Raw genomic sequence first — 26,977 nt, 5'->3', positions numbered from 1 at the left:
CACCCTCGCGTCAGCACAATGTGTGCTGTTTTTCGCATAGATTGGCCCATGCGTCCTAGCGCCAGCATCCTGCGGATGGATTAGGGAGCATTTATTATCGACAACGATAAGCATACTTTATCACCTTCAGACGATATCATAATTTCCTAAAGAGAGAAGAACAAGAGAGGCCGTATCTTTCCATAATGGAAAGATACGGCCTCCTGGTTAGCGACATGCTCCGGCAATGCCGGAGCACATCACTTATGAAATATAGAGTCTTATCCGCCCACACGCGCAAGCTCACGCATATTCGCTTCAAAGGCAGCCATCAGCGCAGCTTCGCCGGTCAGGCCGTTCTGCTCCACCTTACGGATCTGCTCCAGCATCCGTTTGTAATCCTTCGGAATGACACGGGCAAATTTCGGCAGGGCCTCATCCCACGAATCCAGAACTGCCCGGCCTGCGTTACTGTCCGTAAGCTCAGTATGGCGACTGATCATTGCATGCAGCTCAGCGATTTCGTCCGCTTCCTCCACACGCTCCAGCAGCACCATCTCCAGGTTACAGCGTTTGATGAAGGTGTTGTCAGGATCGTATACATATGCGATACCGCCCGACATCCCTGCTGCAAAGTTACGGCCCGTGGTGCCCAATACAACTACACGGCCGCCGGTCATGTATTCGCAGCCGTGGTCGCCCACGCCTTCAACAACTACATTCGCCCCGGAGTTACGGACGGCAAACCGTTCACCGGCAATGCCGCTCACATAAGCTTCGCCGCCGGTCGCTCCATACAGCGCCGTATTTCCGATGATAATATTATCTTCAGCCGCGAAGGTAGCCTTGTGCGAAGGTCTGATAATCAGCTTGCCTCCGGACAGCCCTTTGCCGACATAGTCATTCGAGTCGCCTTCCACTGTAATCGTGATGCCCTTCGGCACGAATGCGCCCAGACTCTGTCCCGCTGATCCGGTGAAATGCAGGCGGATCGTATCGTCCGGCAATCCGGCTGCGCCGTATTTGCGCGTCAGCTCACTGCCGAGAATCGTACCCACGGCACGGTTCACGTTCGTGATCGGCAGGGAAGCTTCCACTGCCGTGCCGGATTCCAGCGCAGGTGCAGCAATATCCAGCAGATGCGTCATATCCAGGGTCTCTTCCAGACCGTGGTTCTGGAATTTGCTGCGGAAGCGTGTGCTTCCTTCCGGCATAGCCGGAATGTGCAGCAGGCTGCTCAGATCGACGCCCTTCTTCTTCCAGTGCGCAGATGCCTTAACCGCATCAAGACAATCGGTACGGCCGACCATCTCTTCAATGGTCCGGAAGCCCAGCTCTGCCATAATCTCGCGCAGATCCTGCGCTACGAAGGTCATGAAGTTCACTACATGCTGCGGATCACCCATGAAGTTCTTGCGAAGCTCAGGGTTCTGGGTAGCTACGCCAACCGGACAGGTGTCCATCTGGCATACACGCATCATGATACAGCCTACGGCTACCAGCGGTGCAGTAGCGAAGCCGTATTCTTCGGCACCCAGCAGGACAGCTACCGCGAGGTCGCGTCCGCTGAGCATCTTGCCGTCAGTCTCCAGCACGACACGGTCGCGCAGGTTATTCAGCATGAGCGTCTGGTGAGTCTCCGCCAGGCCCAGCTCCCAAGGCAGTCCGGCATGACGGATAGAGTTCATCGGCGAAGCGCCGGTACCGCCGTCATAACCGCTGATCAGGATGATATCGGCGCGGCCCTTAGCCACACCTGCGGCAATGGTACCTACTCCGACTTCAGAGACGAGCTTCACGTTAATACTTGCACGCGGATTGGCATTCTTCAGATCATAGATCAGCTCTGCCAGATCCTCGATGGAATAAATATCATGATGCGGCGGCGGCGAGATCAGTCCCACGCCTGCTGTTGAACCGCGGACCTCTGCAACCCAAGGGTACACCTTGCGGCCCGGAAGCTGTCCGCCTTCCCCCGGCTTGGCGCCCTGCGCCATCTTGATCTGAATCTCGTCGGCATTGACCAGATAGTTCGAGGTGACGCCGAACCGTCCTGAGGCCACCTGCTTGATCGCACTGCGGCGGGAATCGCCGTTAGCATCCGGAATGAAGCGCGCCGGATCTTCCCCGCCTTCACCGGTGTTGCTCTTGCCGCCGATGCGGTTCATCGCAATGGCCAGCGTCTCATGCGCTTCCTTGCTGATCGAGCCGAAGGACATCGCGCCGGTCTTGAAGCGTTTCATGATCGATTCAGCCGATTCTACCTCATCCAGCGATACCGGGGCACCTACGCTCTTGAATTGCAGCATCGAGCGCAGCGTCTGGTGCTTCTCGCTTTCGCCCTGAACGAGCGCCGCATACTTCTTGTACATCTCATAATCACCGCTGCGCACGGAGTGCTGCAGCAGATGAATGGTCTGCGGGTTGAACAGATGCTCTTCCCCGTCGCTGCGCCATTGGTATTCACCGCCGGAGTCCAGCACCTTATCATTGCCGTCCTTGTCGGTGAAGGCGCGGTTATGGCTGGCAAGCGCTTCTTGAGCCACTTCCGCAAGGCCAATCCCGCCGATCCGTGAAGGCGTCCAGGTGAAGTAACGGTCCACGAACTCCGAATTCAGGCCGACTGCTTCAAATATCTGCGCGCCGCGATAGGACTGAATGGTGGAGATCCCCATTTTGGACAGAATTTTGACCACACTCTTCGTAGCTGCCTTGATATAGTTCTTCACAGCCTTCTCATGCGAGATCCCGCGCAGCAGGCCCTGGCTGATCATGTCATCCAGACTCTCGAAGGCCAGGTAAGGATTGACCGCACTGACACCATACCCCAGCAGAAGCGCATAATGATGAACTTCACGCGGTTCGCCGGACTCCAGCAGAATGCTGACCTTGGTCCGGGTTCCCGAGCGGATCAGATGGTGATGCAGGCTTGAGACTGCCAGTAGTGCCGGAATGGCCGCATTCTCACGGTCTACCCCCCGGTCGGAGAGAATAAGAATATTATGGCCCTTGGCCATGACGCGGTCTGCCGCCTCATTCATCCGGTCAAGCGCAATTCGCAGCCCCTCTGCCCCCAGCTCCGCCGGGAAGAGAATCGGAATGGACATCGACTTGAAGCCCGCACGGCGGACATGGCGGATTTTGGCGAAATCCTCGTTCGAGAGAATCGGAGAATCCAGCGAGATCTGCCGGCAGCTCTCCGGCTCCGCCTTCAGCAGGTTGCGTTCAGGCCCGATCGTAGTCGCCGTAGACGTTACCAGCTCTTCACGGATGGCATCAATCGGCGGGTTGGTGACCTGGGCGAACATCTGCTTGAAGTAATTGTACAGGCGCTGCGGACGGTCTGACAGCACCGCCAGCGGGGAATCGTAACCCATGGAACCGACAGCTTCGGCGCCTGTGGAGGCCATAGGCTCCAGCACCTTGCGCAGATCCTCGAAGGTATAGCCGAAGGACTGCTGCAGCTGCTGCACATTATCATGCTTCGGATTCGGCAGCTCCGGTGCATCCGGGAGCTGATCGAGGCCGATCAGATGCTCATCCAGCCACTCTTGATACGGCTGTTCGGAGGCGATCTCGGCTTTTACCTCTTCGTCCGAGATAATCCGTCCCTGCTTCGTATCCACGAGCAGCATGCGGCCCGGTCTCAGCCGGTCTTTGTATAGTACATCTTCTGCCGGAATGTCGAGGACACCCGCTTCAGAGGAGAGAATAATCAGATCATCTTTGGTGACATAGTAACGCGCAGGGCGCAAGCCGTTACGGTCGAGGACAGCCCCGATCTGCACACCGTCGGTGAAGCCCATTGCGGCAGGCCCGTCCCACGGTTCCATCAGGGTACTGTGGTATTCATAGAAGGCTTTCTTCTTCTCGTCCATACTGTCGTGATTGCTCCAAGGCTCAGGAACCATCATCATCGCCACATGGGGCAGGGAGCGTCCGCTCAGGTAAAGGAATTCAAAGGTATTATCGAACATTGCAGTATCGGAGCCGTCCGGGTTCACTACCGGCTTAACCTTGCTGATGTCTTCTCCGAACATCTCACTCTTGAACAGCGACTGGCGGGCATGCATCCAGTTCACATTGCCGCGAAGGGTATTGATCTCACCATTGTGGATCATGAAGCGGTACGGGTGGGCACGTTCCCAGCTCGGGAAGGTGTTGGTACTGAAGCGGGAGTGGACCAGCGCTATCGCCGATTCCAGAGTTTCGTCCTGAAGGTCCATATAGAACTGTCCTACTTGTACGGTTGTCAGCATGCCTTTGTACACGATCTTCTTGCAGGAGAGACTCGGCACATAGAAGGATTCACCCTCTTCTGCCCCGCCGTAGCGGATCGCCAGCTCTGCCCGTTTGCGGATCACATACAGCTTGCGTTCGAAGGACAGGTCATCCTGGATTCCCTCCGAGCGGCCGATAAATACCTGACGTACATATGGCTTCGCAGCCTTGGCCGTCTTGCCGAGCATTTCGTCAAAGGTCGGGACATCGCGGTAACCGAGTACCTGCTGGCCCTCTTCAGCGATAATCTCGCTGAGAAGCGCCTCGTGGCGGGCCCGGATCTCCTCGTTATGAGACAGAAAGATCATGCCCACGCCATAATGGCCCTGCTGCGGAAGCTCAAAGCCCAGCTTCGCGGCTTCGCCGGCAAAGAAACGGTGAGGAATCTGGAGCATAATGCCGGCTCCGTCTCCAGAGTTCGGCTCGCTTCCCTGGCCTCCCCGGTGCTCCATATTGAAGAGCATAGTCAGTGCATTACTGACAATATCATGGGACGGCTTGCCTTTTATATGCGCGACAAATCCCATGCCGCAAGCGTCTTTTTCGAACTGGGGATCATAAAGGCCCTGTTTGCCGGGCAGTTCAGTGTGTTTCATCACATGCAACCTCTCTATTATAAAGTAGACGGAATTCCAGGAAAATTTTTCAGCGGAAAATCTTAATAATTATTCAGGCAGAATTGGTGTTATTATTTTATCATCGTGCTGACATCAGCGCAATTTAAACTTTTTTATGAGCTTGATTAACATTTGCTTTTGCAGCGCAGCTTTAGCGGGTAGAAGCGTAAAAAATCCGTAGAATGCATAATTATGCATAAATGGCGAATAAGCGCTTATGCATTGAAAGCGTTTCAAGCCTTTTCCCGCCCTGAAGACGACACTTCCGTTAGCCGTTTATATTTAAAGACAAACCAAAAACGCCCCCTAAGGAGGCGCTTCTGGTCCGTATGTTGTACAAAGAAAAATGTTGCTTTATACAGTCAAAACTTGTTCACTTTTCAGCACAGCTTCATTGCCGCGGTCACGGGTCATGAAGTAGGTGAAGGTAAGAGACAGGAATATTATTCCATAAGCGCCAAGCGTTCCTGCATCGGCCCACATGGAGCCAAAGTCTCCGGTAGAGATTACTGCCTTGAAGCCTTTGACACTGTAAGTCATCGGCAGCAGCGGATTAAAGAACTTCATCCAGCCCGGAATCAGCTCCAACGGGAAGGTTCCTGCGCTTGTAGTCAACTGGAAGATCAGAATCAGAATGACTACGAAGCGGCCCGGCTGATCCAGCCAAGTAACAATCGCTTGAATCATCCACATGAAGGCCAGACTGGTAATGAACGAGAAGGCGTAGAACAAAGGTACATTCTGTACTTCAAGTCCGAGACCATACAAGACGATCAGGACAGCCAGCAGTGCCTGAAGCACACTCATCATGGAGAACGTAAGGGTACGGCTCATGAACCGGTTGAACCGGCTGGCTCCAATGACTTCGGAATCACGCATAGGGATAACAATCGTACAGATCAGAGCACCTACGAACAATCCGAGGGACAGGAAGTAAGGAGCGAATCCTGTACCGTAGTTAGGCACCTTGTTAACCTTCACTTCTTCGATCTGTACCGGCTGGGCGAACATGGATACCAGCCCGTCGGTCTTGTTCACCGATTGGGTCTGTGAAGCCGCATCGCCCAGCTTGCTTGCCAGCTCACCGGAGCCTGTCTTCAGCTCATCGAGGCCATCCTTCAGTTGCCCTGCTCCGTCACTCAGCTTCTTCGAGCCATCGGCTACCGTGCTAAGGCCGCTACCAAGCTTGCCTGCGCCAGCCAGCAGTTTCGTGGTGCCGGCTTCAAGCGCCCGGCCGCCGTCTGCCAGCTTCACGCCGCCCGCTGCAGCTTCGTCCAGCTTCGCGCCGAACTGCTTCATGCCTGCGGCCAGCTTCGCGCCGCCGTTCTCCAGTGCGCCTGCACCTGCTGCCAGCTGCTTCTGGCCATCCAGCAGCTGCGTGCTGCCTGCGTAGAGCTTCTGCGCTCCGTCATGCAGCTGGCCTACCCCTGCATCCAGCTGCTGTGAACCGCTGTGCAGCTGATTCGCTCCTTCAAGCAGCTGCGTCTGGCCGCTGTTCAGGGCGGCAGCTCCGCTCAGGAGCTGCTGCTGGCCCTGGTCCAGCTGCGCCGTGCCCGCAGCTACAGCCGCGCTTGCCGCCACCAGCTTCTGCACCTCAGGGCTCGCTGCCAGCTGCGGATTCGACTTCGCCAGCGCCTGCAGCCCATCGGCTACTGCCTTGGCTCCGGCTGCTGTCTTCGCACTGCCGTCCTTCGAAGCCGTAAGCCCGGCTTCAAGCTTCGCACTGCCCTCGGCGGAGGAGCTTAATCCGGCAGCAAGCTTCGCGCTGCCGTCAACCACCGCCTTCGTACCTGTCTGCAGCTTCTCGGTGCCGACTACAGCCGACTGTGTTCCAGCCTGCAATGAAGCCGTTCCGGCTGCTGTCTTCTGCAGTCCGGCATTCAGCTGCTTGCTGCCTGCTGCCGACTGCGTAACCCCATCCTGCAGCTGCTTATGCGCTGCGGACAGCTGTTGCAGTCCTCCGGCGAGCGTGCTGCTGCCGGTCTTCAGCGCGGCTGCTCCGTTGTTCAGATCACTCACGCCCTGGGTAAGCGGCGCTACACCGTCCAGCAGCTTGCCGGTGCCTTCGGTCAGGACAACCAGGTTGTCCTTCAGCTTCAGAGCGCCGTCATCCAGCTTGGTGGCGCCGTCCGCAATCTTGGCCGCACCGTCTCCGGCTTCGCCCAGACCGTCTGCGATTTTGGTGATTTTATCAAACACAGAACTGGTGTAAGCTTCCGTAATCTTGGCGGATACCTTGCTCTTGATATCCTTCACGGCCGTGCCGCCAATCTGGCCCGCCAGGAAGTTGTAGCCTTCATTCGGCTCGTAGATGATCTTGGCCGGCTGCGGATCTGCATCCAGCAGAGTAGTGGCCTTAGCCGAGAAGTCTTCGGGGACCACAATCGCCATATAATAGGTATTGTCGGCAAGTCCGGCTTCCGCCTGCTCCCGGCTGACGAAATTCCACTTGAACCCGTCCGTCTTCTTCAGCTCTGCAACCAGATCCTCTCCGGCGCTCAGCTTGGTGCCTTCATAATCAGCACCTTTATCCTGGTTGACAACAGCTACCGGAAGCTCGTTCATTTTACCGTAAGGGTCCCAGAATGCCTTCAGGAACAATCCGCTGTACAGAACAGGAATAAATAGAATGGCAAACATGGAAATACGCATCTTCGGATTCTTGAATACCGCGCCAAGATCCTTCATAAACACGGATAAAGATTTCATTCTGGTTCTCTCCTTATGATCATATGCTCTCTCTTGAAAGTACGTTGCTTGCTTTGAAATGATAGTTTCGTGAATATTACAGTAACACTGGATGACTGTTTTCCTCATTCGGTCAATCAAAGACAAAAAAAATGGGTCTATCCTGTTCAGAAGAACTTTCCGCCTCATCCCGTCCGATCCTAACCAGGGAAAGCGCAGCTGCAAAGGACGCCATCCCTATACCGGACTTATCTTCTACTGTGACAGCCCCTCTGCCAAAAACAGATGAAAGTAATGCTTAATCTGCTCTTTGGTCAACGGCACATGTACCTTGCTCAGCTCAGCAGTAAGCGCGATATATAGCCTGAACATTACCACCGACACAATCTGGGGATCGCAGGGTTTGATTTCCCCTTGGCGAATGGCCTGCTCCACCTCCCGTTCCAGATATTCAAGCACCACACTCTCGATCTTGTCGAGTCCTTCACCAGCCTGCGGCGTTCCGAAATCCAGACTCTCCTGGGACAGCTTGATGAATAGCTCGTGTTCGCTGCGAAATTCCAGCAGGGCATCCAGCACGCGGTGCAGATTATCAAAAAACGGCTTATCGCGCCTAATCTCCCGCTCGGCGATCATTTTCATCTCGGTGATGACGTCCCGCAGGATTTCATCAAATAACTGCTCCTTGTTCGTAAAAAAGGTGTAAATCGTCCCTTTGCCGACATTGGCAATCTTAGCGACCTGATCCATTGTTGTTGCCTTATAGCCGAATAATGAAAAAGACTTCGTCGCCGCCTGCAGCACCTGCTGCCTTCGATCTACCACAGCCATTCATACACTCCCTTTCCTTAAGGATTGCCTGCACTTCTCATACTGACCAATTTACTGATCCGGTCACTCGGTCAAGACCAACTTTATCACTTTGCCTATGCCATTGCAATACCTTTGCTTAATTTTTTTTATTTTATTGCAGTGTTTTAACTTTCTATTTACGTCTTATTTGTATAATGTGAGAAAAGAAGCAAAATCCCTAGTATAATATTAGGAGTAGCAGGTAAGCGAATAACCGTAAAATGGACTCCAGTGGACTAATGAAGATATCTATTAAACCTATCTATAATGGAAAGTTGCAGGTGAACTTATGCGAAAGAAAAGAGTACTGCTGTTTTCGGAAGGCTTCGGCACGGGCCATACAGGGGCAGCCTATGCTCTGGCTGAAGGAATACGACTGCTGAACCCCGATGTTCAGTGCCGGGTCTTCGAGCTCGGGAAATTCCTGAATCCTACGGTCGCTCCTTGGATTCTTTCCGCTTACCGTAAAACTGTCAGCAGCCAGCCGAAGCTGGTCGGCATGATGTATAAGACCCAATATCATAAATCGCTGAACCGGTTGACCAAGCTGGCCCTTCACCGGATTTTTTATACCCATGCCTCCCAGGTCATTGAGCAGCTGCGGCCGGATCTGATTATCTGCACTCATCCGATTCCCGCTGCGGTCATCTCCAGGCTGAAGCGCCAGGGGCTCGATGTGCCGTTCTATACGCTGATTACGGATTATGATGCCCACGGAAGCTGGGTGAATGCGGAAGCCAACCGTTATCTGGTATCGACTTCTAAGGTCAAATCGATTCTTACGGGACGCGGCGTCCCCTCCGAGCTGGTAACGGTGACCGGGATTCCGGTGCATCCGAAATTCTGGGAGTCCTATAGCAAGACTAAGCTGCGCAAAGAGCTGGGTCTCGCCGACATCCCGACCGCGCTTATCATGGGCGGCGGCTGGGGTCTGATGTTCGGCAAGGATATTATGAACTCGCTCACCGCCCGGATCGATGAGATCCAGCTTATTTTCTGTATGGGCAGCAACGACAAGGCGATCGCCAAAATGGAGAGCAACCCCCTGCTGAACCATCCCAACGTAAGGATTCTCGGGTACAGCAGTGAGATTAACAAGCTGATGGATGCCTCCGATCTGCTGATTACGAAGCCCGGCGGAATGACCTGCACGGAAGGCCAGGCCAAGGGCATCCCTATGCTGTTCTATAACGCCATTCCAGGACAGGAAGAGAAGAACAGCCAGTATTTCGTCGAGCTGGGACTGGCAGAGATGCTTGATCCGGGAGTCGTGGACAAATGGTTCTCCATGCTCCTAAGCGAATATGCCGGATTCGGGGGACCGCAGAAGCGTAAGACTTCTCCGGACCTCCAGCAGCCGCAGCACTGCGCCGCCATCATTCTTCAGATGCTGGGCAAGCCTGCTGCGGAAGCGGTCTTCTCCGAGGCGTGGAGTGCCCAGCCGCCGCCGCCCAAGGTGCGTAGTGAAGAAGCCGTCTATGTCACCCCTTAAGCACTTCTCCTGATATTCATACGAAGACGCAAAAGAACCTCCAGCCCATAGAAATGGGGCTGGAGGTTCTTTTCGCGCCGCGGGCCTGACAAGGCATCGGAGCCAGCAGTACAGATGTGTCTTCCGGCTGCGTCAAATAGCTGTAACTGAATAGACGTATAGCCTCTGGCGGATAAGATCTTTTGGTTTAAGGAAGAACCCATATTATTTATAAAAGGTATGATTGCCGATCGTCTTGGCCAGCGTCCGTGAATGATGCACGGTCAGATCCTGTGCCAGTGTCAGGGACAGGAAGAAATACGTATCATCCGTAACTTCTTTGACCCCCATAAGTGCTGCATTCACAGCCTTAATACTGTCGGCATTCGGCTTCACGCGTTTAAGACGCCCGTTGGCCACAGGACTGAATTGTCTTTTCTGATAGATAACTTCTCTAATTGTGTCGGGAAAATTGGCTGACCGCAGCCGGTTTAGAACAACGTTGGCAACTGCCACCTTGCCCTTGTACGGTTCGCCTTCTGCCTCTGCCATGACGATTTTTTGCAGCAGATGCAGGTCTTCTCCGGATACGGCGTAGCTCCAGGTAGCTTCAGCTTGCTGCTCCTTGGGTAGTAGCTTGGTCCGGGAGAAGAACAATGTTGCGGGGGGATGTTGCTGAGTTACAGCCTTGCCTGGTTTAACACTCTTCGTCCCCGTTGCCGCGATCTTCGGCGCTGGCGCCGCTGGCGGCGATGCCTTCACCACAGTTACCTTAGGTTTGGCCGGAATGGAAGTCTTCTTGGCTGCATCCTTGAGCTGCAGCTTCTCGGGACTTAACCATCCAGCACTCACCGTGCGGGTCCAGGTATGGGCCGGCTTGGCAGCTGTGGTGTAGAGCATGGGCGTAATCATCATTTCGGTTGAATGGCTTGTCCTGTGCAGGACGGATGCGGCTTGCGGAATAAGCTGCTCCACAGACTGATGGCTTGCAGAATTCAGCTTACCCATTTCTATTACATTCTCCCCGGTAGCAGCAGATCCTTCGGGGTTCATCAAACTTATCGCTGAGAAAGACACTAGGATTACACCAACCAGCAGCGCAATATAGCGGCTCTGTTTGAAAATCAACATGTTTTACCTCCTATTTTACGGCACATTCCTATTGTATGTAACCGAAAATGGAAGCTTTGAAAACTTTCTTGTCGATTTTATAGTTAGAAAAATGTAAATTTTTCAGTCATTTCATACATAGGAATGGCATGCATCCTGGTAGCATACACCACAAAAGCATCTACCGTCCAGCCTTTGTCTGGAAGTAACTGACCCGGAGGCTGGCTCTCCATCCGTATATTTTCCAGCTGCTCCAGCGTAAACGGATCTTTCCCCCGGTATTTGCGGGCGACTGTCAAATGGGGATTGTACGTTCGCATCTCCGGGGTATACCCTAAGGGCCGGGTCGCTGAAACCACCTTATTCTGCAGCTCCTTCAGCGGCTCCAATTCGCCGGAAACCCCCGTCCAGAGTACTCTTGGCGAGTCTGGCAGGCCGAAGGTGCCCCATTCTCCGAGCTTCAGCTGAAAGCCTTTACTTGACTGTGCGACCTTCCGAAGGGCCTCGTACAGAGCTGGAATATGTTCCCTGGGGGTATCTCCAAGAAATTGCAGCGTAATATGGAAATCTTGGAAATGTGTCCATCTCGCAAAATTAAGAACAGAGGACACACGGGCAGACTCATTTTTCATATATTCAAGCAGCATATCCGGCAGCGGCACCGCAACAAACAGGCGCTCTATTTCTTGCTCAGGGTCCAAATGGCTCATACGTATTTCACCTTTCCAGACAGATTTGTTATGCTTATCTATACTTATCGTCCATTTCTCTACTGAAATGTAGAACAGGAGGGAACCAACATGACTAAATCCATCGTTTGTATGCAGCAGCTGTCCTCTGCTCAGCAGGAGCGGATCCGCGCCGCTGCACAAGAGTACACCCTTACCCTTGGAGATTCCAGGAACCCTGATCTGGAGCTGCTCTCCGGCGCAGAGATTATAATCGGCTGGGGCAAAGGCATCCGTGACACTGTGCTGCGGCAGGGCTCGCCGCTCCGCTGGGTACAAGCCTGGTCCGCCGGAGTAGAGAAGCTTCCGCTCGACGCCTTGAAGGAACGCGAGATCCTGCTGACGAACGCCAGCGGTGTGCATGCTGAGCCGATTACCGCTGTCATCCTCAGCTTCATGCTGATGTTCACACGCAATATGCATACGGCAATCCGCAACCAGCAGAACCGCCGCTGGCACTCGGACGGGCAGGAGAGTGAGCTGACCGGCAAGACTATCGTCATCGCCGGAACCGGCGCCATCGGCAGCGAGACCGCCCGGATAGCCAAAGCCTTTCGGATGAAAACGGTCGGCGTCAGCCGCTCCGGCCGGCCGGTGGAGAACTTCGACCAGATCTTCACCACCGGGGAGCTGAAGGACTCCGTCCGCGGGGCGGACTTCGTAGTCAACACGCTGCCGCTCACCGATGAGACACGCGGCCTGTTCGATGCCGAAGTCTTCTCCGCCTGCAAGCAGGGAGCATACTACATTAATATTGGCCGGGGAGTGACCACTCATACGGACGACCTGATCGCTGCACTGAACAGCGGCCAGCTGGCCGGGGCGGGCCTTGATGTATTCGAGACCGAGCCGCTGCCGGAGGATCACCCGCTCTGGGGCATGGAGCAGGTCATCATCACCCCTCACTGTGCCGGGGTAACCGACCGCTATGCCGACCGGGTAGTGGACATCTTCGTTGAGAACATGAAGGCCTACCAGGAATCCGGCAAGCCTTCGCGCAACCTGGTAGACTACAGCCGCCAGTATTAGGTTGCTTTCGCGGCTGAGCTGGCGAGTTGGAGAGCTGGGGGGTTGGCTGGCTGGCCGTAGCTTGGCGGGCTAGTGGGTCGACTGGCAGGCCGTAGCTTTCCGGGTTGGCGGGCTAGTGGGTCGGCTGGCAGGCCGTAGCTTGGCGGGTTGGAGGGCTAGTGGGTCGGCTGGCAGGCCGTAGCTTGGTGCGTCGTTGCTTGGCGAGCTAGTGGATTGGTTGAGTAATGGCAATTTAGTTACCTCGCAGACTCACAGTTTAGAGTTTTAACGGTCCCTTGCGGCCAAATGTTGCACATATTGCAACTCGGGCATCGCCAATTTGGGCTATTCGAGCGGATTGTTGCATGAAATGCAGGAATTGTCCCCTTCATCTGCTAACTGGAGAAGAATTGCTGACATTTGTGCAACAATCTCTCATTCAGCTCATATTGATCAGGTAAATGTTGCAAATTGTGCAGGATTCCAAGCGGACTCATTAGCATCAGCACCAGCACCAACATCAGTATTAGCACCAGCAACAGCAACAGCATCAGTATTAGCACCAGCAACAGCATCAGTAACAGCATCACCAGCACCCACATGTCGATACATGCTCAGCTCGTACACTCGTTCAACTAATTTCAGCAATTCAGTTCATTCAGTAATTCACGAATTCACGCACAATAAAGAGCCTCTGCTGAACTAAGCAGAGGCTCTTGTTATACTTTCATCACTAAATAGATTGAACTTGAAGTAACCACAATTAGATGAGAGTAACGGAGGGGATATTTGGAACTGTAGGAGCGGCAGCGTCCGCCTTTGTTCCCGGATTTCTACCGCTACTGCGGTTCAATCCAAGGAATCCGGGAACAACAGCGGCCGTAAGTCCAAATATCACCGCAGTTACGGGCGGCATCGCCATTGAGAAGCTTTTAGTCCAATCTATCCCCCTCACACCTTAAATCGGGTCACCGACTCCCGGAGCTCCGTAAGCAGGAGCTTCAGCTCCGCGATGCCGTTAGCTACAGCGGTGGTCGAGCTGAGCTGCTCATGCGCTGAAGCAGAGGTCTCTTCCACACCGGCCGCCGATTCCTGGGAGAGTGCCGAGATATGCTGGCTGAACTCGTTCATGGTCTCGCTGGCACCGGTCATTTGCTGCAGGTCTTGGCCCATCTCGTCGATAGTCACGGCCATCATGCGGACCGAGCCGTTGATCTCAGCCAGGGCATCCCCGGTCTCGACAATCTGCCGGCTGCCTTGCTCCGTCTTGGCTACCCCGCCGCGCAGCTGCTCTACCATGGTTCTGGAGTCGAGCTGGATGCCCTGGGTAATCTCGGTAATCTCCGAGACCGTCCGCTGCACATCCTCCGACAGCTTACGCACCTCCTGTGCGACAACCGCGAAGCCGCGTCCGCTGTCCCCGGCCCGTGCGGCTTCAATGGCGGCATTGATCGCCAGCAGATGGGTCTGCTCCGAGATGCTGCGGATGGCCCCCACCAGATGGAAGATCCCTTCATTCTTGCGGTTCAGCTCTTCTACGGTGTCCATAGACTGCGAGACCGTCTCGGCAATCTCGTTCATCTGCGCCACGGAGCTTTCCATGAGCGCCCGGCCCTTTTCACCCTTTTGCCGCACTTGCTCTGAATGATTGGAGAGATCCGTGCCTCTGCCGGCAAAATTCTCGATTAACGCATTTAACTCCTCTACCGCCTTGGAGGCATCCACCGCTGCTTCGGCCTGGCTGCCGGAGGCTGAGGCCAGCTCTTCCATCGTCAGCGCAATCTGGCTGCTGCCTTCCTTGGTTTCGGCTATGGTATGCATTAGCACATCGCCCTGCTCCGAAATAATAGTGGATACATTTCGGATCTGGCTGACCATTTCGAGCAGTGTGCGGTTCGTTTCATTTACAGTCTTGGCGAGCAGGCCAATCTCGTCCTTGTTGCGGATCAGCGTCTCTTCCGCCGTCAGATCCCCGCTGGAGATCTGCTGCAGCTGCGCAGTTACCCTTTTCAGCGGATTGATAATCGTTTTACGGATAACCGTGTTAGTCAAACCAATCACCAGAAGCGCAGCCAGCACAGTCACAATACTTAACGTCACGGAGGTGTTGAAAATTTCCGCAGAGATTTCACCCTCATTCTCAGCATCCTTCTGACTGTGTGCTACCAGCGCATCCAGATCTACCTGCATGGAATTAAAAGCGTCAATCCCCTTCTGCGATACCTCCAGGGCCAGTTTCTCGTCATTGGAGCTGCTGAGCAGGATCGCCTGATTGTTGACCGTCAAGAACTCGGCCCATTTCCCGACGAGCGACTCTAATTGTCCCAGCTCCTTTTCCCCTTTTAGATTGGCTTTATATTCCTTGAAGGTAGCCGATACTTCGTTGATGAATTTGGACCGCTCTTCCGCAATTGCGCTTTTGTCCGCGCTGTCAGTACTCAGGATATGCTGCAGGCTGAGTGCCATAACATGCTCTGTGAGGTAATTGACATTGTGAATTTTATTCAGCTCGGGAATGATGTTATGAATGACATTCCCGGTGTTCTTCTGCATGCTGTTCATCTGATAGAGCGAAACCCCGCCGCTGATCATAACGAATACTGCCAGAGCCGCATACCCCAAGGCGATCTTGAAGCCGATGCCTCTTCTGCCCGTGGACAGCTTCGCCTGCTGCTTCCTGCCTGCTTCATCCCCCCCTTTTCCTAACAAATCCTTCAGTCGCTGACCTATCCCCACACCTGTGTGCCCCCTTGAAATAATCTGGATGATTCACCATTTTCCATCTGATTACATTTATTTTTCATAAAAAAACAAAAAAAATAGGTTATATGTACTATGTCGGCAACAGGCGGTTAAAAATTTACACGTTTCTTACGCTGTAAGGTTTTACCTGCCAGCCCAAAGGGCCGACAGATAAAGTTCCTACTATATAAGTCTAATCCAGATCGTAAATCGAACCGACCTTCAGCCCGTACAGCTCGTTGTAGATTTTCTCGGCAAAGGCATCGGTCATTCCGGCGATATAATCAGTCACCATATGCTCCCAGGTCCAGATCGGTCTGGCCGACTTCTGGTCCTTCTCGAAGCGCTGCAGCCAGTCTGAAGGGATGATACTCCGTGATGTCTCAGGATCAAGGAATGCCTCCCATAGCCGCCGCAGGATCCACTCGCTCCGTTTCTGGAGGCGCTGTACGCGCAGATCGCGGATCATCGTTACCCAGGCGAAGCTTTTGAGCACACTGACGGTCCGCAGCATGTCCTCATCCTCCCTGCCTTCCTTAATGAAGGTGACCTTCTTCCAGTCCCCGTCTTCAATCACGCCGAGGCTGGCGACAAAGGTACTGACCCAATACGCCTTGACTTCACGGCGGGTGCGGGAATAGTCGTTCTCGCAGGTCGGCATCTTCTCCTTCCAGACCCGAAGGAAGGAATTCAGCACCTCCTCCACCTTGAAGCGGATCGCTGACTTGTTCCAGCCGGACCAGAAGGCATCCTCAAGTGTAGTGATTTTCTCCACAATCAGCCGCTGGATGTAGTCGTCATGCATGAAGTGCTCGTGCACCTCAATCTTCCCGGCCTTGATGCCGTCCTCCAGGTCATGCGCCGAATAAGCAATATCGTCACACAGGTCCATCAGCTGCGCTTCCAGCGTCTTTTTGCCTTCCGGAATCCCCCACTGGCTGCGGATCTCGTGGATATACTCCCATTCATGCAGATACATCCCCTTCTTCAGGACCGTCCCCGGAAAAGGATATTTGTTAATGCCCAGCAGCACCGCATCCGAGAGGTTCAGGCCGTCGATATTCTCGCGCTTCTCCAGGAACATGATCAGGCGGAAGTTGTGGGCGTTGCCTTCAAAATGCTCGTATTTGCGCTTCATGCTCTCATGAATGGTCTGCTGCTGAACGGGACCTGCCCCGGACTTGGCGACCGCCTCCACCGTCTTGCGGGTCACCAGCTTCTCAAGCAGATTATCCAGCACTTCCTCTCCCTTATGCCCGAAGGGCGGATGGCCGAAATCATGGGCGATGGCCGCACATTCCACGACCTCGGGGTCAATCACCAGTCCCGGATTCTGCGCCGCTGCCGTCTCGACCTCAGGGTACGAACGCAGCAGGCTCTTGGCCGCTTCACGGGCGATCTGTGCCACCTCCAGCGAATGGGTCAGGCGCGTCCGGTAGTAATCACCGGTTCCGGCTCCGAACACCTGGGATTTGCCCTGCAGCCGGCGGAAGGTCGGCGAATGGATCAGACGCGAATAATCGCGTTCATATGCGGCTCTGGAGGTCTCCAGCTTCGTGATTTCGGGATATTGTCTATGCTCTCTTTGTTCAATCAGTGTCATCTCCGCTGCCCCTATTCCTTGATCTGTATTTAGTAACTTATTATAAGTCATTTCCGCCGGAACTTTCACTCTAAAATGCAATTCGCCGTATAGGCTGCGGCAAATGCATAGTTACCAAGGGGGATAGAGCATTCTAAGACTTAAGCAGCAGGACCGCTTATAAAAACAAGTGTGGAGTGAACCGGAGACCCATGAGAACAGCCACCCGAATAACCGCCGCAGTTCTTGCAGCACTGGCGCTGATGCACAGCCCTTCCGACCTTGCCCTGGGCAGTCCGAACAAGGCAAAGAACCGCTACTACTATGAAGAGCGGGGCGATATGATCTGGGAAGTGCGCACCAGCCAGAAGGTGATTGCGCTGACCTTCGATGACGGCCCGGACCCTCTGGAGACGGACAGCATTCTGGAGGTTCTGCATGAGTATCATGCGAAATGCACATTTTTTGCAATTGGCAAACGGATCGCCGCCTATCCCGATGTCGCCAGACGCGTCATTAATGAAGGGCATGAGCTGGCGAACCATACCTATAATCATGTCTATTTCAAAAAGCCCGTCTCCGGGGAGCAGATCCAGAAGGAGCTTGCACTGACGGAGAAGGAGATTATGAAGATCTCCGGCAGACACAGCAGCCTGTTCAGACCGCCGGGCGGAATGTATGACGAGACCCTAATCGATGTGTCCAACAGCATGGGCCTGAAGCCCGTGCTCTGGTCCTGGCATCAGGATACCCGCGACTGGAACCGGCCCGGCGTGTGGAACATCTCAAGCAGAGTGATCCGCAATGCCAAAAGCGGCGATATCGTCCTGTTCCACGACCATGTCCACGGACCGTCACAGACGAAGGAGGCGCTGAAGATTATTCTCCCCGAGCTGGAGAAGCAGGGCTTCCGGTTCGTCACCGTCTCGGAGCTGATTGGGTTATCCGATGTGCAGCAGGCGAAGACGGACCGGCAGATGACTTATTAGGGGGCTTCCCCGGATTGCACAGGTTCACGAAATAAGGTAGTCTTGACCATAATAAAGCTATCATAATAGGGTTATTTGTGAATCTGCCGCAGTCCATCCCCCAGGAGGATTAAATCTATGACCGAGAATACTTCCTATACGACCGAGGAAATCGCCCGGCTGCTCAAAATCTCCAAGCTCAAGGTCTACGATCTGATCAAAAAGGGCGAGCTGCCCTCCTACCGTGTGGGCAAGCAGATGCGGGTTGACCTCTCTGATCTGGAGAAATACAAGCAGAATTCCCGCAATAGCGGGGCCTATGCCCAACCGCTGCCCGGGGGCGGGCTCACGGCGGCTTCCCTGCCGCAGGCGCAGCTCCCGCAGCTGAACGCCCCGTTCGCCGCGCCTTATCAGGCCTTCGCCCCCCCGCCGCCGCACAGCATGAAGAACAGCGGCGTGAACGTGGTCATCACCGGGCAGGATATGTCGCTGGATATTCTGGCGACCCATCTGGAGCGGACCCTGCCGTCCACCCGCCCGCTCCGTTCCTATGCGGGCAGTCTGGACAGCCTCATTGCCATGTATCAGGGAGAGTCCGACATTGTAAGCACCCATCTGCTGGACGGGGACAGCGGCGAATATAATCTGCCCTATATCCGCAAGCTGCTCGTAGGGTTCTCCTATATTGTGGTGCATATGCTGACGCGCAGCGCAGGCTTCTATGTGCAGAAGGGCAATCCGCTGGGCATCCGCAGCTGGGGTGACCTCCGGCAGGACGGGCTGACGCTGATCAACCGTGAGCGCGGCTCCGGCGCACGGGTGCTGCTGGATGAACAGCTGCGCCTGCATGGCATCCCCTCCGCCCGCTTACATGGATACACCAGTGAAGAGAACAGCCATCTGGCTGTGGCCAGCCTGGTGGCAAGAGGCGGCGCAGATGTGGGCATCGGCACCGAGAAAGCCGCCAGAATCATTGACGGCATCGACTTCATTCCGCTGATCCGCGAGCGCTATGATCTGGTCATGGTGAAGAAGCCGGAGAATGAACCGTGGATTAACGCCATTCTTGATATTTTGCGCTCCGAAGCCTTCCGCAGTGAGCTAAGCTCGATCCACAGCTATGACCTGAGCGAGACGGGCACTATTATCTACGAGACATAGAAATAGACACCAAAGGGACGTCCGGTTGCGAGCTTGCCGCCGGGACGTCCCTTCAATTGCTATCTTTGCTGCCGAAAATAGCAGCTGCTATTTTCCCGGCCGAACGAGGAGGAACGCATGTTACCCACAATACCGCAGACAGCATTAAGGCTGGAGCGCTTGTTTTTTCCCAGCGTACACAGCTATTACGGAAGATTTGCGGAGGGGGAGTCTTTGCCCCGAAGGATTCTTCACCACCATGCCCTGTGTTATGTAACAGAAGGTAAAGGGCAGATTATCCTAAATGGGGAGCTGCTTACGGCGAATAAAGGAGATTTCTTTTTGTTGTTGCCCGAAACTTCAGTGGAAGGCAAAGCGCTGACGACAGAACCGCTGCGTTATATGATCATTTTCTTCTCCTGTATAGAGCTTCGTAAGGATCACAAGCACCAGGAGCTCCATCCTCCGGTATTTCCGGTTAGCGGGAAGCTCGAAGCATCCGGCCATCCACAGGCTGCGGAGATCATGCATCAGCTGACAGTATCCGGCCGTACCTGCGGACTGGAAGATATCCTGCGCGCAAAGTACCGGCTGCAGCGGCTGCTCGCGATGCTCCTTCAACCAAGTAAGCGGATTGTGCAGGACAAGGCCGTCGGGATGGACATTGTGCTGGCCTACATGAAGAACAACTACAACCAAGAGCTTAGAGTCGGGCAACTGGCTTTAATGGCAGGGCTAAGCACCAATCATTTCATCAGAGCCTTCAAACAGCATACAGAAAAGACACCTATGGCTTATTTGCTGCAGGAACGGATAAGAAAAGCCAAGCAGCTGTTGTTCTCCTCCGAACGGGTCAAGCAGATCGCCAAGGAAGTGGGCTACAAGGACGAGCATTATTTCAGCCGGGTGTTCAAGAAATCGGAAGGGGTGGCACCGGCCAGCTATCTGAAAAACAGTCATCTCCGTATCGCAGTCCTATATTATGGACTGGATGACTACCTGATGACACTTGGACTGACACCGGTGGCTGCGCTATCTTACCGGGAGCGGGTGTCAAGAAATTATGCCCTTCTCCTGCCGGGTGTGCTGGAACAGGAGATTGTCCGCCTGAACGGTTCCCGGTTGAATTACGAGGAGCTGGCACGGTTGAGGCCTGATCTGATTATCGGGAGCGACCGCCTGTTACCAGGTGAGTTGCTGGAGTCCATCGCACCTACGGTTATCCTTAAGCATACCGATAATGTGGAGCAGCAGTTGTCCCGGTTGTCCCGTATTCTGGGCAGAGAGCAGCAGGCTGACGACTGGATGAACCGCTACGCAGAGCAGAAGCACCTCCTTAGATCACGGCTGGAAGCACAGGATGTGCTGCCCACAGTTTCTTTTATCAGAGTCAGCTCTGAATTCTACCGCCTGTACGGTGCCTCCAATCAGACAGGAACTCTGCTATACAAGGATCTTGGACTAAGCCCGCCCCCCTCAACCCCAGAGCAGACGGGAGCAGTGGATTTCCAGATTCATGAGCTTCCCCGGTATAACCCGGGAACCATCTTTTTGGCTGCGGACCCTACCCTGGAATCGAGACAACGGCTGGAAGCACTGCTCTCGTCCAAAGAATGGTCTTCACTGGATGCAGTGAAGCAGTCCCGGGTATTCGATGCCGGAGATCTGTTGTTCAAAACACTTGGACCCTCGGGCAGAAAGTGGGCCATGTCCTATGTTGCCTCCCGGATTGGCAGGCGGGACGATAGAATTATCCACGGCAACACAGGGTTATAATCCATTGAAAAGTATGGATCGATCTCCTATCATAATGATAATGATTATTATTATCTATTACACAAAGGAGACAAGAAATAAATGAATCGAATGAAATCCATCCAGGTCATGCTCCTTGCCGTTCTGCTGCTGATACTGGCCGCTTGCAGCAATAAAGCGGGACAACCGGTCTCCGAAGAACAGAGTCCCTCCGCTTCGCAAACCAGGGATCAGGCGGCTGCGGAACCGGGCACACGCACAATTACCCATCTTAAGGGAGAAGCCGTGATTCCGGCCAACATCGAAAAGATCGTTGTGCTCTCAGCCGAGTACATAGATCATCTGCTTACTATCGGAGAGAAGCCTTACGGTGTGAACACAGAGGTACGGTACGGAGGAGACTATCTTCCCTATCTTGCTGACCAGCTGCAAGGTGTACAAAGTGTAGGTTCGGCGGATGACCCCAACCTGGAAGCCATTGTCCTGCTTGAGCCGGATGTGATTCTTATCGAGAGCCGGACGGCCGAGAATATGTATGAGCAACTGAACAAAATCGCCCCTACCATCGTTCTTGGAAATGAATGGCTTGATTATGGCGACGATACTTCCCTTTGGACCAAGGATCTGCTAACCATTGCGGAAATGTATGACAAGACGGAACTGGCGAAGGAAAAAATTGCTGAACTGGAACAGAAAACGGTCCAGGCCAGCGAAAAAATCAAAGCGCTGGACAACAAAAAACTCGCCTACCTCCGTGTACGCGAAAAGACGCTCCAGGTGTATGCACAAAAAGGGCATCCGACCAGTGCTTTACTCTACCAGGATCTCGGATTTGAACCTGCAGCACTTACGCCGGAAGAGCAAAGAGCAGATTTATCCTTGGAGAAAACGCCGGAGCTGGGAGCAGACTTTATCGTCCTTGAGACTGACCCGAATGCCCGTGATTTTTTGGACAACATGCAGAATAGTGCGCTCTGGAAGAACATCCCCGCCGTACAGGAAGGAAGGGTCCATGAGACCGATTCCTTTTGGCTCTTCAAGGGCTGGGGGGTTATTGGCCGGGGTGAGATTATAGATGAAATAATGGCATGGGTAGAGTAATGAGTGGCGTTGTACCTTTTGGCAGCCAGTGGATACAGAATTTCATGCAGCAGCATTTTGCCGTGACTGTTACGGAGAACCGGAGTTCATCTTTTCCTTACAGTACAGATAATCTGTTAGATGAAGCGAAGCTCCCGTTAATCATCGGCCAGCAATCGGTTCAGCTTGGAGAGCCTGGAGGAATTGTGGTCGGAACTTTATTTGCCAAAAGGTATTCGGTGTTGATCATGGGACTGGCCGCCTCCATCACTCTCTTCGATACCCCGCTCTCTCTGCAGCCCGGCGCGTTGCGGTTCAGGCTAACGGATGCAGGAATGATGCATTATGAAGCGGAGACGGCAGCTACGGACAAACTGCCTGGTAACAATCCTGAAGTCCGTCAAGCCTGCCTTTCCAACTATCTGGAACACCTCTTGGCACATCTGCGGCAGGTGTTCCAGGCTGTATCAGGTTATACGGGGGCCAAGGAGAAAGTCATGTGGTCGCTGGTTGCGCATAATTTGCATGACCTGTATGGACGGCTGGATACGGACAGGGAACTTTGGGACTCAGAGGATCGGGGCCGGATTATCGGCCAGGATTATAATACTTTGCTTCAGCCGGGAAAGCCGGGTGAATTATCCATGCGGTTCCGCAAGGTTGAGCATCCGAAGCTGCAAGGCCGTCCCTTCTATCTGCGCAAGCATTGCTGCCTGGCCTACCGGATCAGGATCGGGCCTGATGCCGAAGAGTATTGCAGCACCTGCCCCAAGCTCTCTCCGGAAGAGCGATGGCGTATATTGGATACTTAAGCAACGCCCATCCCCGTTTCAGGATGGGCGTTGCTTTTTTCTGCTGTGCTATTCTTTGGGACTACGATTGACAATTACATCCCTGTTATAGCTGCTTCCGGCAAACGTGATGCCCTCCGGCTCCGTCTTGCGGGGCAGCAGCGCTTCGGAGATAATATTGCCGGTATGATCGAGGTAGCTGGTGACATCGACACTCTTATGGTAGAGGCAGATGTCATCCACCCGGTCATCCATGACGATACGCAGCGCCGTGGCCTCCTGCACCGAGAGCAGTTCTCCATGCTGCCGTACAGGCAGCCGTTCTGCACTCACCTGCGGCTTCGCTGCCCCGAACGGAACCGCCAGAGTGACGATGGCTGCACTGCCGGTCAGGGTAAGGGAACGCTTCATGACCGGACTCTCATAGTAGTGACCTTGCTTGAAGATCAGGCCCTGCTCCAGCGTCAGCCGGTCCGCAGCCAACCCGGCAGGCAGCGGCTTCAGCAGCAGATTGGCCCCCTCCAGCTGCGAGACAACTTCCCCGCTTAGAGAGTCGTAGGCTGCTGCGCCTGACGGCAGGTGAAAGTACTGCTCATAGCGGTGCTCTCCCTGCGCTTCGAACAGGTCCACGATCAGCCAATAGCTGTTCTTGACGAACAGTACCTTGCGGGAGTGAACCACCGGATCTTCGTAACGGGTATATCCGTACTGGCTCGCAAAGGTGTAGTCATACGCTTCATTGAACTGGGTATCCCAGATTCTGCAGCTCGCCGTAGGCGGCGTATTCCAGTGGAAGCTGCGGACATGCTGGTCCTGCCCGTCTACAACCACAGTGTTATGTGCCCGGGTCGAGACCGTATATTTACGTTCCTTGTTCCACTCAAACAAGCCCATACCCGAATCCGCCAATAGCTCGCGTCCTCCGGCGTAGAGCACCAGGCTGAGCGCATCGGAATGCGCATGCCCGCCGATGCCGACGCCCGCCCGCATCGCCATGTACATGTCGGTTGGGCTCCAGCCCGAGCGGGAGGTCACATAACCGCCTGCCGGGAAGCAGGCTGCCGTCTCCGAAGACTCTACAGCCTTAAGCTGAGCATACTCCGCCGCAGCCTCCGGCCCGATTCTCCACAGCAGGGAGAACGGCAGCCGCTCATGCCCCAGCGCTTTGAAGTCCCCCCGCTGATACAGGTAAGCACCCAGGCTCATGACATTGCGCAGCTCGCTGACGACCTGAACATCGGTATCGCCGAACTTAACCAGCTGCCCGTCCGGGGCCAGCAGATGCATTGCGACGACATACATCTTCTCCAGCGTCTCCCGGTATTCTCCGGCATCGATGCCAAGCTTCTGGTACAAGGCTACCAGTTCATACAGATCGCGCATGACGATCAGGTGGTAATTCGGACTGCCCTCGAACTGTACCCCGTCAGGGTAGACATTCTCAAGGATATACCCCGGCAGCTTACGTCCGGCGTATTCCAGCCACGCGGCGGAATCCTTCAGCTCCGGCAGCAGCAGCGCCGTCTGAATCAGCCCCCGGAGCTGCATGCAGACATGATTCCCGCCGCTGGCATGGTAACTCCGGACGTACTCCCCGTGCTGCTGGAACGACTTGATCAGCTTCAGCTTCACCTCAGGCTCGAAGGCGGGGGAGCCGAAGAAAGTAATGAAAGCCTCCGGCAGCATGAACATCCGTACACCGACCGAGAGGGGGTCCCAGGTCGAATGCTCCGCGCGGAATGTACCATCGACCGGCATAGGATTATCGTCAATGAAATGGCTGATCATATCATTGAAGCATCTGGCGTATTTGTCGTCACCGGTCAGCGCATAGGCTCTGGACAGGCGCTTCACGTAGACGAACCGGGTCAGATGGAGCTGATACTGCGAGCTGTCGAACAGCCAGCTGTTCCAGTCATAATTGCCCTGCCGGAACACCACTCTCTTCCCTTTGAACAGGGGAATATCCCCCTCCACAATCCGGTCCGCCTCGGCAATATCCTGCTGCGCCTCCTCCTCCCCGCTGTAATGGCTGGCGGCGTATGCCCGCAGCTTGGGAACATCCTTCACATCAAAGTAATATCTTCCGTTGTTACCCGCTGCAATCACTTCTAAATAAGCATCCCGCGCGCCGGGGACATCGCCTCTGCCCAGCATCGCAGCTACACCGGCAAGCTCTGGCCGGTTCAAGTCCAGCATCGTGCGCAGGAATTCCCCGTCCGGCAGTTGCGGCTTCGTGTATGCGGGATTATGCCGCAGGTCCTTATAACCCATAGTCAATTCAATCATCACCTTTATCTTCACGGATCTCTCCGCCTGAGTGTCTATTCCTTAATCGAACCAAGCATGGCACCCTTGGCAAAATACTTTTGCAGGAACGGGTACACAATTACAATAGGCAGCATCGCCAGGAGAATGGCCGCATTCTGGACATTGGGTCCAAGGTTGGCCGCAAGCGAGGCATCCACCGCTGCCTCTGCCGAGATATTGGAGGCGCTGATTGCCACCATCTGCCGAAGGAGCGGTTGAATCGGCCAGCGTGAGGTATCATTCAGGTAGATTACCGCCGAGAAGAACTCATTCCAGAACTGCACCATGAAGAACAGGGTGAAGGTGGCAATAATCGGCTTGGACAGCGGCAGCACGATCGAGTAGAGAATCCTGAATTCCCCCGCCCCGTCAATTCTGGCTGCTTCGTCCAGACTCTCGGGCAGGCTCTGGAAGAAGGAGCGGATGACCATGATATTAAACGCACTGGAGGCTGCCGGAAGCACTACCGCCCAGTAGGAATCGATCAGACCCAGATTTTTGACGACCAGATAGTTGGGAATCATGCCCCCGTGAAAGATCATCGTGAAGAAAATAACCAGCAGCATGATCCGGCGGCCGGGCAGAAATTTCTTCGACAGGGCATAGGCCAGTGTAATGGAGACGAACAGGCTGAGCACCGTCCCCATGGCCGTGATAATAACCGAGTTCTTGACAGAGGTCAGGAACGTATTCGCATTCAACAGATAGCTGTAGGCATCCAGTGTCCAGTGCTTGGGCCAGATGAAGAAATTCCCGGCCATCGAATCTCCCGGCGGACTGAATGAGACCGCGATAATATATAAAAAAGGCAGAATAACCAGCAAGCTGATTAAGCAAATAATGACTACAATAATGGTGTCAAACCAGGTTGCCTTAAGCTTCATAACCTCTCCACTCCTGTTCTTGTTCTAGAATATGCCTTCCTCGCCAAGCAGCTTCGCCGCATAATTGGCCCCGAGGACCAGGATCAGACTGGCAACGGATTTGAACATGCCTACCGTAATCGCGAAGCTGTAATTGAATTGCTCCAGACCGACGTGGTAGACGAACAGATCGAATACATTGGAGACATCCAGGTTAAGGCTATTGGTCATCAGGAAGATCTGCATGAAGTTGGAGTCCATGGAGGAGCCGAGACGGAGCAGCAACAGAATCACGATGGTCCCCTTGATCCCGGGGAGCGTAATATGCCAGATGCTCTGCAGGCGGCTCGCTCCATCCACCTTGGCCGCTTCATACTGCTCGGGGTTGATTCCCGCCAGCGCCGCCAGGAAGATAATCGTGCCCCAGCCCGCATCCTTCCAGATCGACTGGAAGATCACCAGCGGCCGGAACCATTCATTGCTGACCAGGAAATTGGCGCTGCCGTCGAACCACTGGCTGAGATAATGGTTAATGACGCCGGAAGGTCCGAAGAAGGAAATCGTAATCCCGTAAATCACGACCCAGGAGAGAAAATGGGGCAGATATACGATGGTCTGCGAGACACGCTTGAACACCTTAAGCCGTACTTCATTCAGAAGCAGCGACAGGAAGATGGTGAAGGGAAAATAAATGACCAGATTCAGCAGACTGATCAGCAGTGTATTTTTCAGCAACATATAGAAATCGGAGGTTCCGAAAAACTGTCTGAAATTATCCAGCCCCACCCAGGGGCTGTTCATCATGCCCTTGAACGGGCTGTATTCCTTGAAGGCCAGAATGAGTCCTGTCATCGGGATGTAATGAAAGGTGAGAAAGTAGAGAATACCCGGTGCTGCCAGTAAGTAAAAGGGCCATAGCTGATGAAACCGTTTGGGGCGTAAAGCTCTCTGCACAGGCTAAACCTCCTTATCCAAATGGGCAAAAGAAAGGGAAAGCCCCCTCCTTTGCCTC

General features: G+C 54.2%; 18 protein-coding genes. 7 read left to right on the top strand and 11 right to left on the bottom strand.

The window, feature by feature from the left end:
• Positions 1 to 260: 260 nt before the first annotated feature.
• From gltB to MHH28_RS27710, 3 genes are all read right to left on the bottom strand, one after another.
• Positions 261 to 4,856, bottom strand: a complete 4,596-nt coding sequence (gene gltB, locus MHH28_RS27720) for a glutamate synthase large subunit (protein WP_405107673.1) — start codon at positions 4,854 to 4,856, stop codon at positions 261 to 263.
• Positions 4,857 to 5,231: 375 nt separating this feature from the next.
• On the bottom strand, positions 5,232 to 7,586 hold the full coding sequence (locus MHH28_RS27715; RefSeq protein ID WP_405107670.1) for a YhgE/Pip family protein: 2,355 nt from the start codon (positions 7,584 to 7,586) through the stop codon (positions 5,232 to 5,234).
• Between the two features lie 234 nt (positions 7,587 to 7,820).
• A complete protein-coding gene (locus MHH28_RS27710; protein WP_405107667.1) occupies positions 7,821 to 8,396 on the bottom strand; it encodes a TetR/AcrR family transcriptional regulator in 576 nt (191 codons plus the stop codon).
• 310 nt (positions 8,397 to 8,706) lie between these two features.
• Between MHH28_RS27710 and MHH28_RS27705 the strand changes: the two genes are divergently transcribed.
• Positions 8,707 to 9,909, top strand: a complete 1,203-nt coding sequence (locus MHH28_RS27705; protein ID WP_405107664.1) for an MGDG synthase family glycosyltransferase — start codon at positions 8,707 to 8,709, stop codon at positions 9,907 to 9,909.
• A gap of 204 nt (positions 9,910 to 10,113) precedes the next feature.
• Here MHH28_RS27705 and MHH28_RS27700 read toward each other — a convergent pair whose 3' ends face one another.
• The gene (locus MHH28_RS27700; protein WP_405107662.1) at positions 10,114 to 11,019 is read right to left on the bottom strand and encodes a cell wall hydrolase; all 906 of its coding nucleotides are present in this window, start codon (positions 11,017 to 11,019) and stop codon (positions 10,114 to 10,116) included.
• Positions 11,020 to 11,102: 83 nt separating this feature from the next.
• On the bottom strand, positions 11,103 to 11,708 hold the full coding sequence (gene thpR, locus MHH28_RS27695; protein ID WP_405107659.1) for an RNA 2',3'-cyclic phosphodiesterase: 606 nt from the start codon (positions 11,706 to 11,708) through the stop codon (positions 11,103 to 11,105).
• 90 nt (positions 11,709 to 11,798) lie between these two features.
• On the opposite strand from thpR, the gene MHH28_RS27690 reads away from it, so the two are divergent.
• Complete coding sequence (locus tag MHH28_RS27690; protein ID WP_405107657.1) at positions 11,799 to 12,755, top strand: D-2-hydroxyacid dehydrogenase; 957 nt, start codon at positions 11,799 to 11,801, stop codon at positions 12,753 to 12,755.
• Positions 12,756 to 13,187: 432 nt separating this feature from the next.
• Here MHH28_RS27690 and MHH28_RS27685 read toward each other — a convergent pair whose 3' ends face one another.
• The 3 genes from MHH28_RS27685 to MHH28_RS27675 form a co-directional block, all read right to left on the bottom strand.
• Positions 13,188 to 13,346 carry a hypothetical protein gene (locus tag MHH28_RS27685; protein ID WP_405107654.1) on the bottom strand — a complete coding sequence of 53 codons (159 nt, stop codon included), beginning with the start codon at positions 13,344 to 13,346 and terminating at the stop codon, positions 13,188 to 13,190.
• A gap of 339 nt (positions 13,347 to 13,685) precedes the next feature.
• Positions 13,686 to 15,470 (bottom strand): methyl-accepting chemotaxis protein, encoded by a 1,785-nt coding sequence (locus MHH28_RS27680; RefSeq protein WP_405107651.1) that lies wholly within the window; start codon positions 15,468 to 15,470, stop codon positions 13,686 to 13,688.
• A 199-nt stretch (positions 15,471 to 15,669) separates the two neighbouring features.
• Positions 15,670 to 17,079, bottom strand: a complete 1,410-nt coding sequence (locus tag MHH28_RS27675; RefSeq protein WP_405107649.1) for a deoxyguanosinetriphosphate triphosphohydrolase family protein — start codon at positions 17,077 to 17,079, stop codon at positions 15,670 to 15,672.
• Positions 17,080 to 17,270: 191 nt separating this feature from the next.
• Between MHH28_RS27675 and MHH28_RS27670 the strand changes: the two genes are divergently transcribed.
• From MHH28_RS27670 to MHH28_RS27650, 5 genes are all read left to right on the top strand, one after another.
• Positions 17,271 to 18,047 carry a polysaccharide deacetylase family protein gene (locus MHH28_RS27670; RefSeq protein ID WP_405107646.1) on the top strand — a complete coding sequence of 259 codons (777 nt, stop codon included), beginning with the start codon at positions 17,271 to 17,273 and terminating at the stop codon, positions 18,045 to 18,047.
• A 117-nt stretch (positions 18,048 to 18,164) separates the two neighbouring features.
• Positions 18,165 to 19,187, top strand: a complete 1,023-nt coding sequence (locus tag MHH28_RS27665) for a substrate-binding domain-containing protein (protein WP_405107643.1) — start codon at positions 18,165 to 18,167, stop codon at positions 19,185 to 19,187.
• Between the two features lie 117 nt (positions 19,188 to 19,304).
• Positions 19,305 to 20,942, top strand: coding sequence for an AraC family transcriptional regulator (locus tag MHH28_RS27660; protein ID WP_405107640.1), 1,638 nt, complete (start codon positions 19,305 to 19,307; stop codon positions 20,940 to 20,942).
• An 81-nt stretch (positions 20,943 to 21,023) separates the two neighbouring features.
• Positions 21,024 to 22,022 carry an ABC transporter substrate-binding protein gene (locus MHH28_RS27655; protein WP_405107637.1) on the top strand — a complete coding sequence of 333 codons (999 nt, stop codon included), beginning with the start codon at positions 21,024 to 21,026 and terminating at the stop codon, positions 22,020 to 22,022.
• Positions 22,022 to 22,813, top strand: coding sequence for a hypothetical protein (locus tag MHH28_RS27650; protein ID WP_405107634.1), 792 nt, complete (start codon positions 22,022 to 22,024; stop codon positions 22,811 to 22,813). Before MHH28_RS27655 ends, MHH28_RS27650 begins: the two co-directional genes overlap by 1 nt.
• Positions 22,814 to 22,861: 48 nt before the next feature.
• On the opposite strand, the gene MHH28_RS27645 is transcribed toward MHH28_RS27650, so the two are convergent.
• Genes MHH28_RS27645 through MHH28_RS27635 form a run of 3 tightly spaced genes read right to left on the bottom strand, consistent with a single transcriptional unit; the run spans position 22,862 to position 26,919 of the window.
• Positions 22,862 to 25,096, bottom strand: a complete 2,235-nt coding sequence (locus MHH28_RS27645; RefSeq protein WP_405107632.1) for an alginate lyase family protein — start codon at positions 25,094 to 25,096, stop codon at positions 22,862 to 22,864.
• Between the two features lie 20 nt (positions 25,097 to 25,116).
• Complete coding sequence (locus MHH28_RS27640; protein WP_209992080.1) at positions 25,117 to 25,986, bottom strand: carbohydrate ABC transporter permease; 870 nt, start codon at positions 25,984 to 25,986, stop codon at positions 25,117 to 25,119.
• Between the two features lie 24 nt (positions 25,987 to 26,010).
• Positions 26,011 to 26,919, bottom strand: a complete 909-nt coding sequence (locus tag MHH28_RS27635; RefSeq protein WP_405107629.1) for an ABC transporter permease — start codon at positions 26,917 to 26,919, stop codon at positions 26,011 to 26,013.
• Between the last annotated feature and the right edge of the window lie 58 nt (positions 26,920 to 26,977).

This window comes from Paenibacillus sp. FSL K6-1217, from assembly GCF_045040735.1.
GTDB lineage: Bacteria > Bacillota > Bacilli > Paenibacillales > Paenibacillaceae > Paenibacillus_AQ.
This window is presented reverse-complemented; position numbering and strand designations above follow the sequence as displayed.

Coding starts and splice junctions, on each gene's coding strand:
- thpR (WP_405107659.1), bottom strand. CDS start 11,708: ATGAGCCATTTGGACCCTGAGCAAGAAATAGAGCGCCTGTTTGTTGCG.
- MHH28_RS27710 (WP_405107667.1), bottom strand. CDS start 8,396: ATGGCTGTGGTAGATCGAAGGCAGCAGGTGCTGCAGGCGGCGACGAAG.
- MHH28_RS27655 (WP_405107637.1), top strand. CDS start 21,024: ATGAATCGAATGAAATCCATCCAGGTCATGCTCCTTGCCGTTCTGCTG.
- gltB (WP_405107673.1), bottom strand. CDS start 4,856: ATGAAACACACTGAACTGCCCGGCAAACAGGGCCTTTATGATCCCCAG.
- MHH28_RS27660 (WP_405107640.1), top strand. CDS start 19,305: ATGTTACCCACAATACCGCAGACAGCATTAAGGCTGGAGCGCTTGTTT.
- MHH28_RS27675 (WP_405107649.1), bottom strand. CDS start 17,079: ATGACACTGATTGAACAAAGAGAGCATAGACAATATCCCGAAATCACG.
- MHH28_RS27640 (WP_209992080.1), bottom strand. CDS start 25,986: ATGAAGCTTAAGGCAACCTGGTTTGACACCATTATTGTAGTCATTATT.
- MHH28_RS27665 (WP_405107643.1), top strand. CDS start 18,165: ATGACCGAGAATACTTCCTATACGACCGAGGAAATCGCCCGGCTGCTC.
- MHH28_RS27650 (WP_405107634.1), top strand. CDS start 22,022: ATGAGTGGCGTTGTACCTTTTGGCAGCCAGTGGATACAGAATTTCATG.
- MHH28_RS27685 (WP_405107654.1), bottom strand. CDS start 13,346: ATGTATCGACATGTGGGTGCTGGTGATGCTGTTACTGATGCTGTTGCT.
- MHH28_RS27715 (WP_405107670.1), bottom strand. CDS start 7,586: ATGAAATCTTTATCCGTGTTTATGAAGGATCTTGGCGCGGTATTCAAG.
- MHH28_RS27700 (WP_405107662.1), bottom strand. CDS start 11,019: ATGTTGATTTTCAAACAGAGCCGCTATATTGCGCTGCTGGTTGGTGTA.
- MHH28_RS27670 (WP_405107646.1), top strand. CDS start 17,271: ATGAGAACAGCCACCCGAATAACCGCCGCAGTTCTTGCAGCACTGGCG.
- MHH28_RS27690 (WP_405107657.1), top strand. CDS start 11,799: ATGACTAAATCCATCGTTTGTATGCAGCAGCTGTCCTCTGCTCAGCAG.
- MHH28_RS27705 (WP_405107664.1), top strand. CDS start 8,707: ATGCGAAAGAAAAGAGTACTGCTGTTTTCGGAAGGCTTCGGCACGGGC.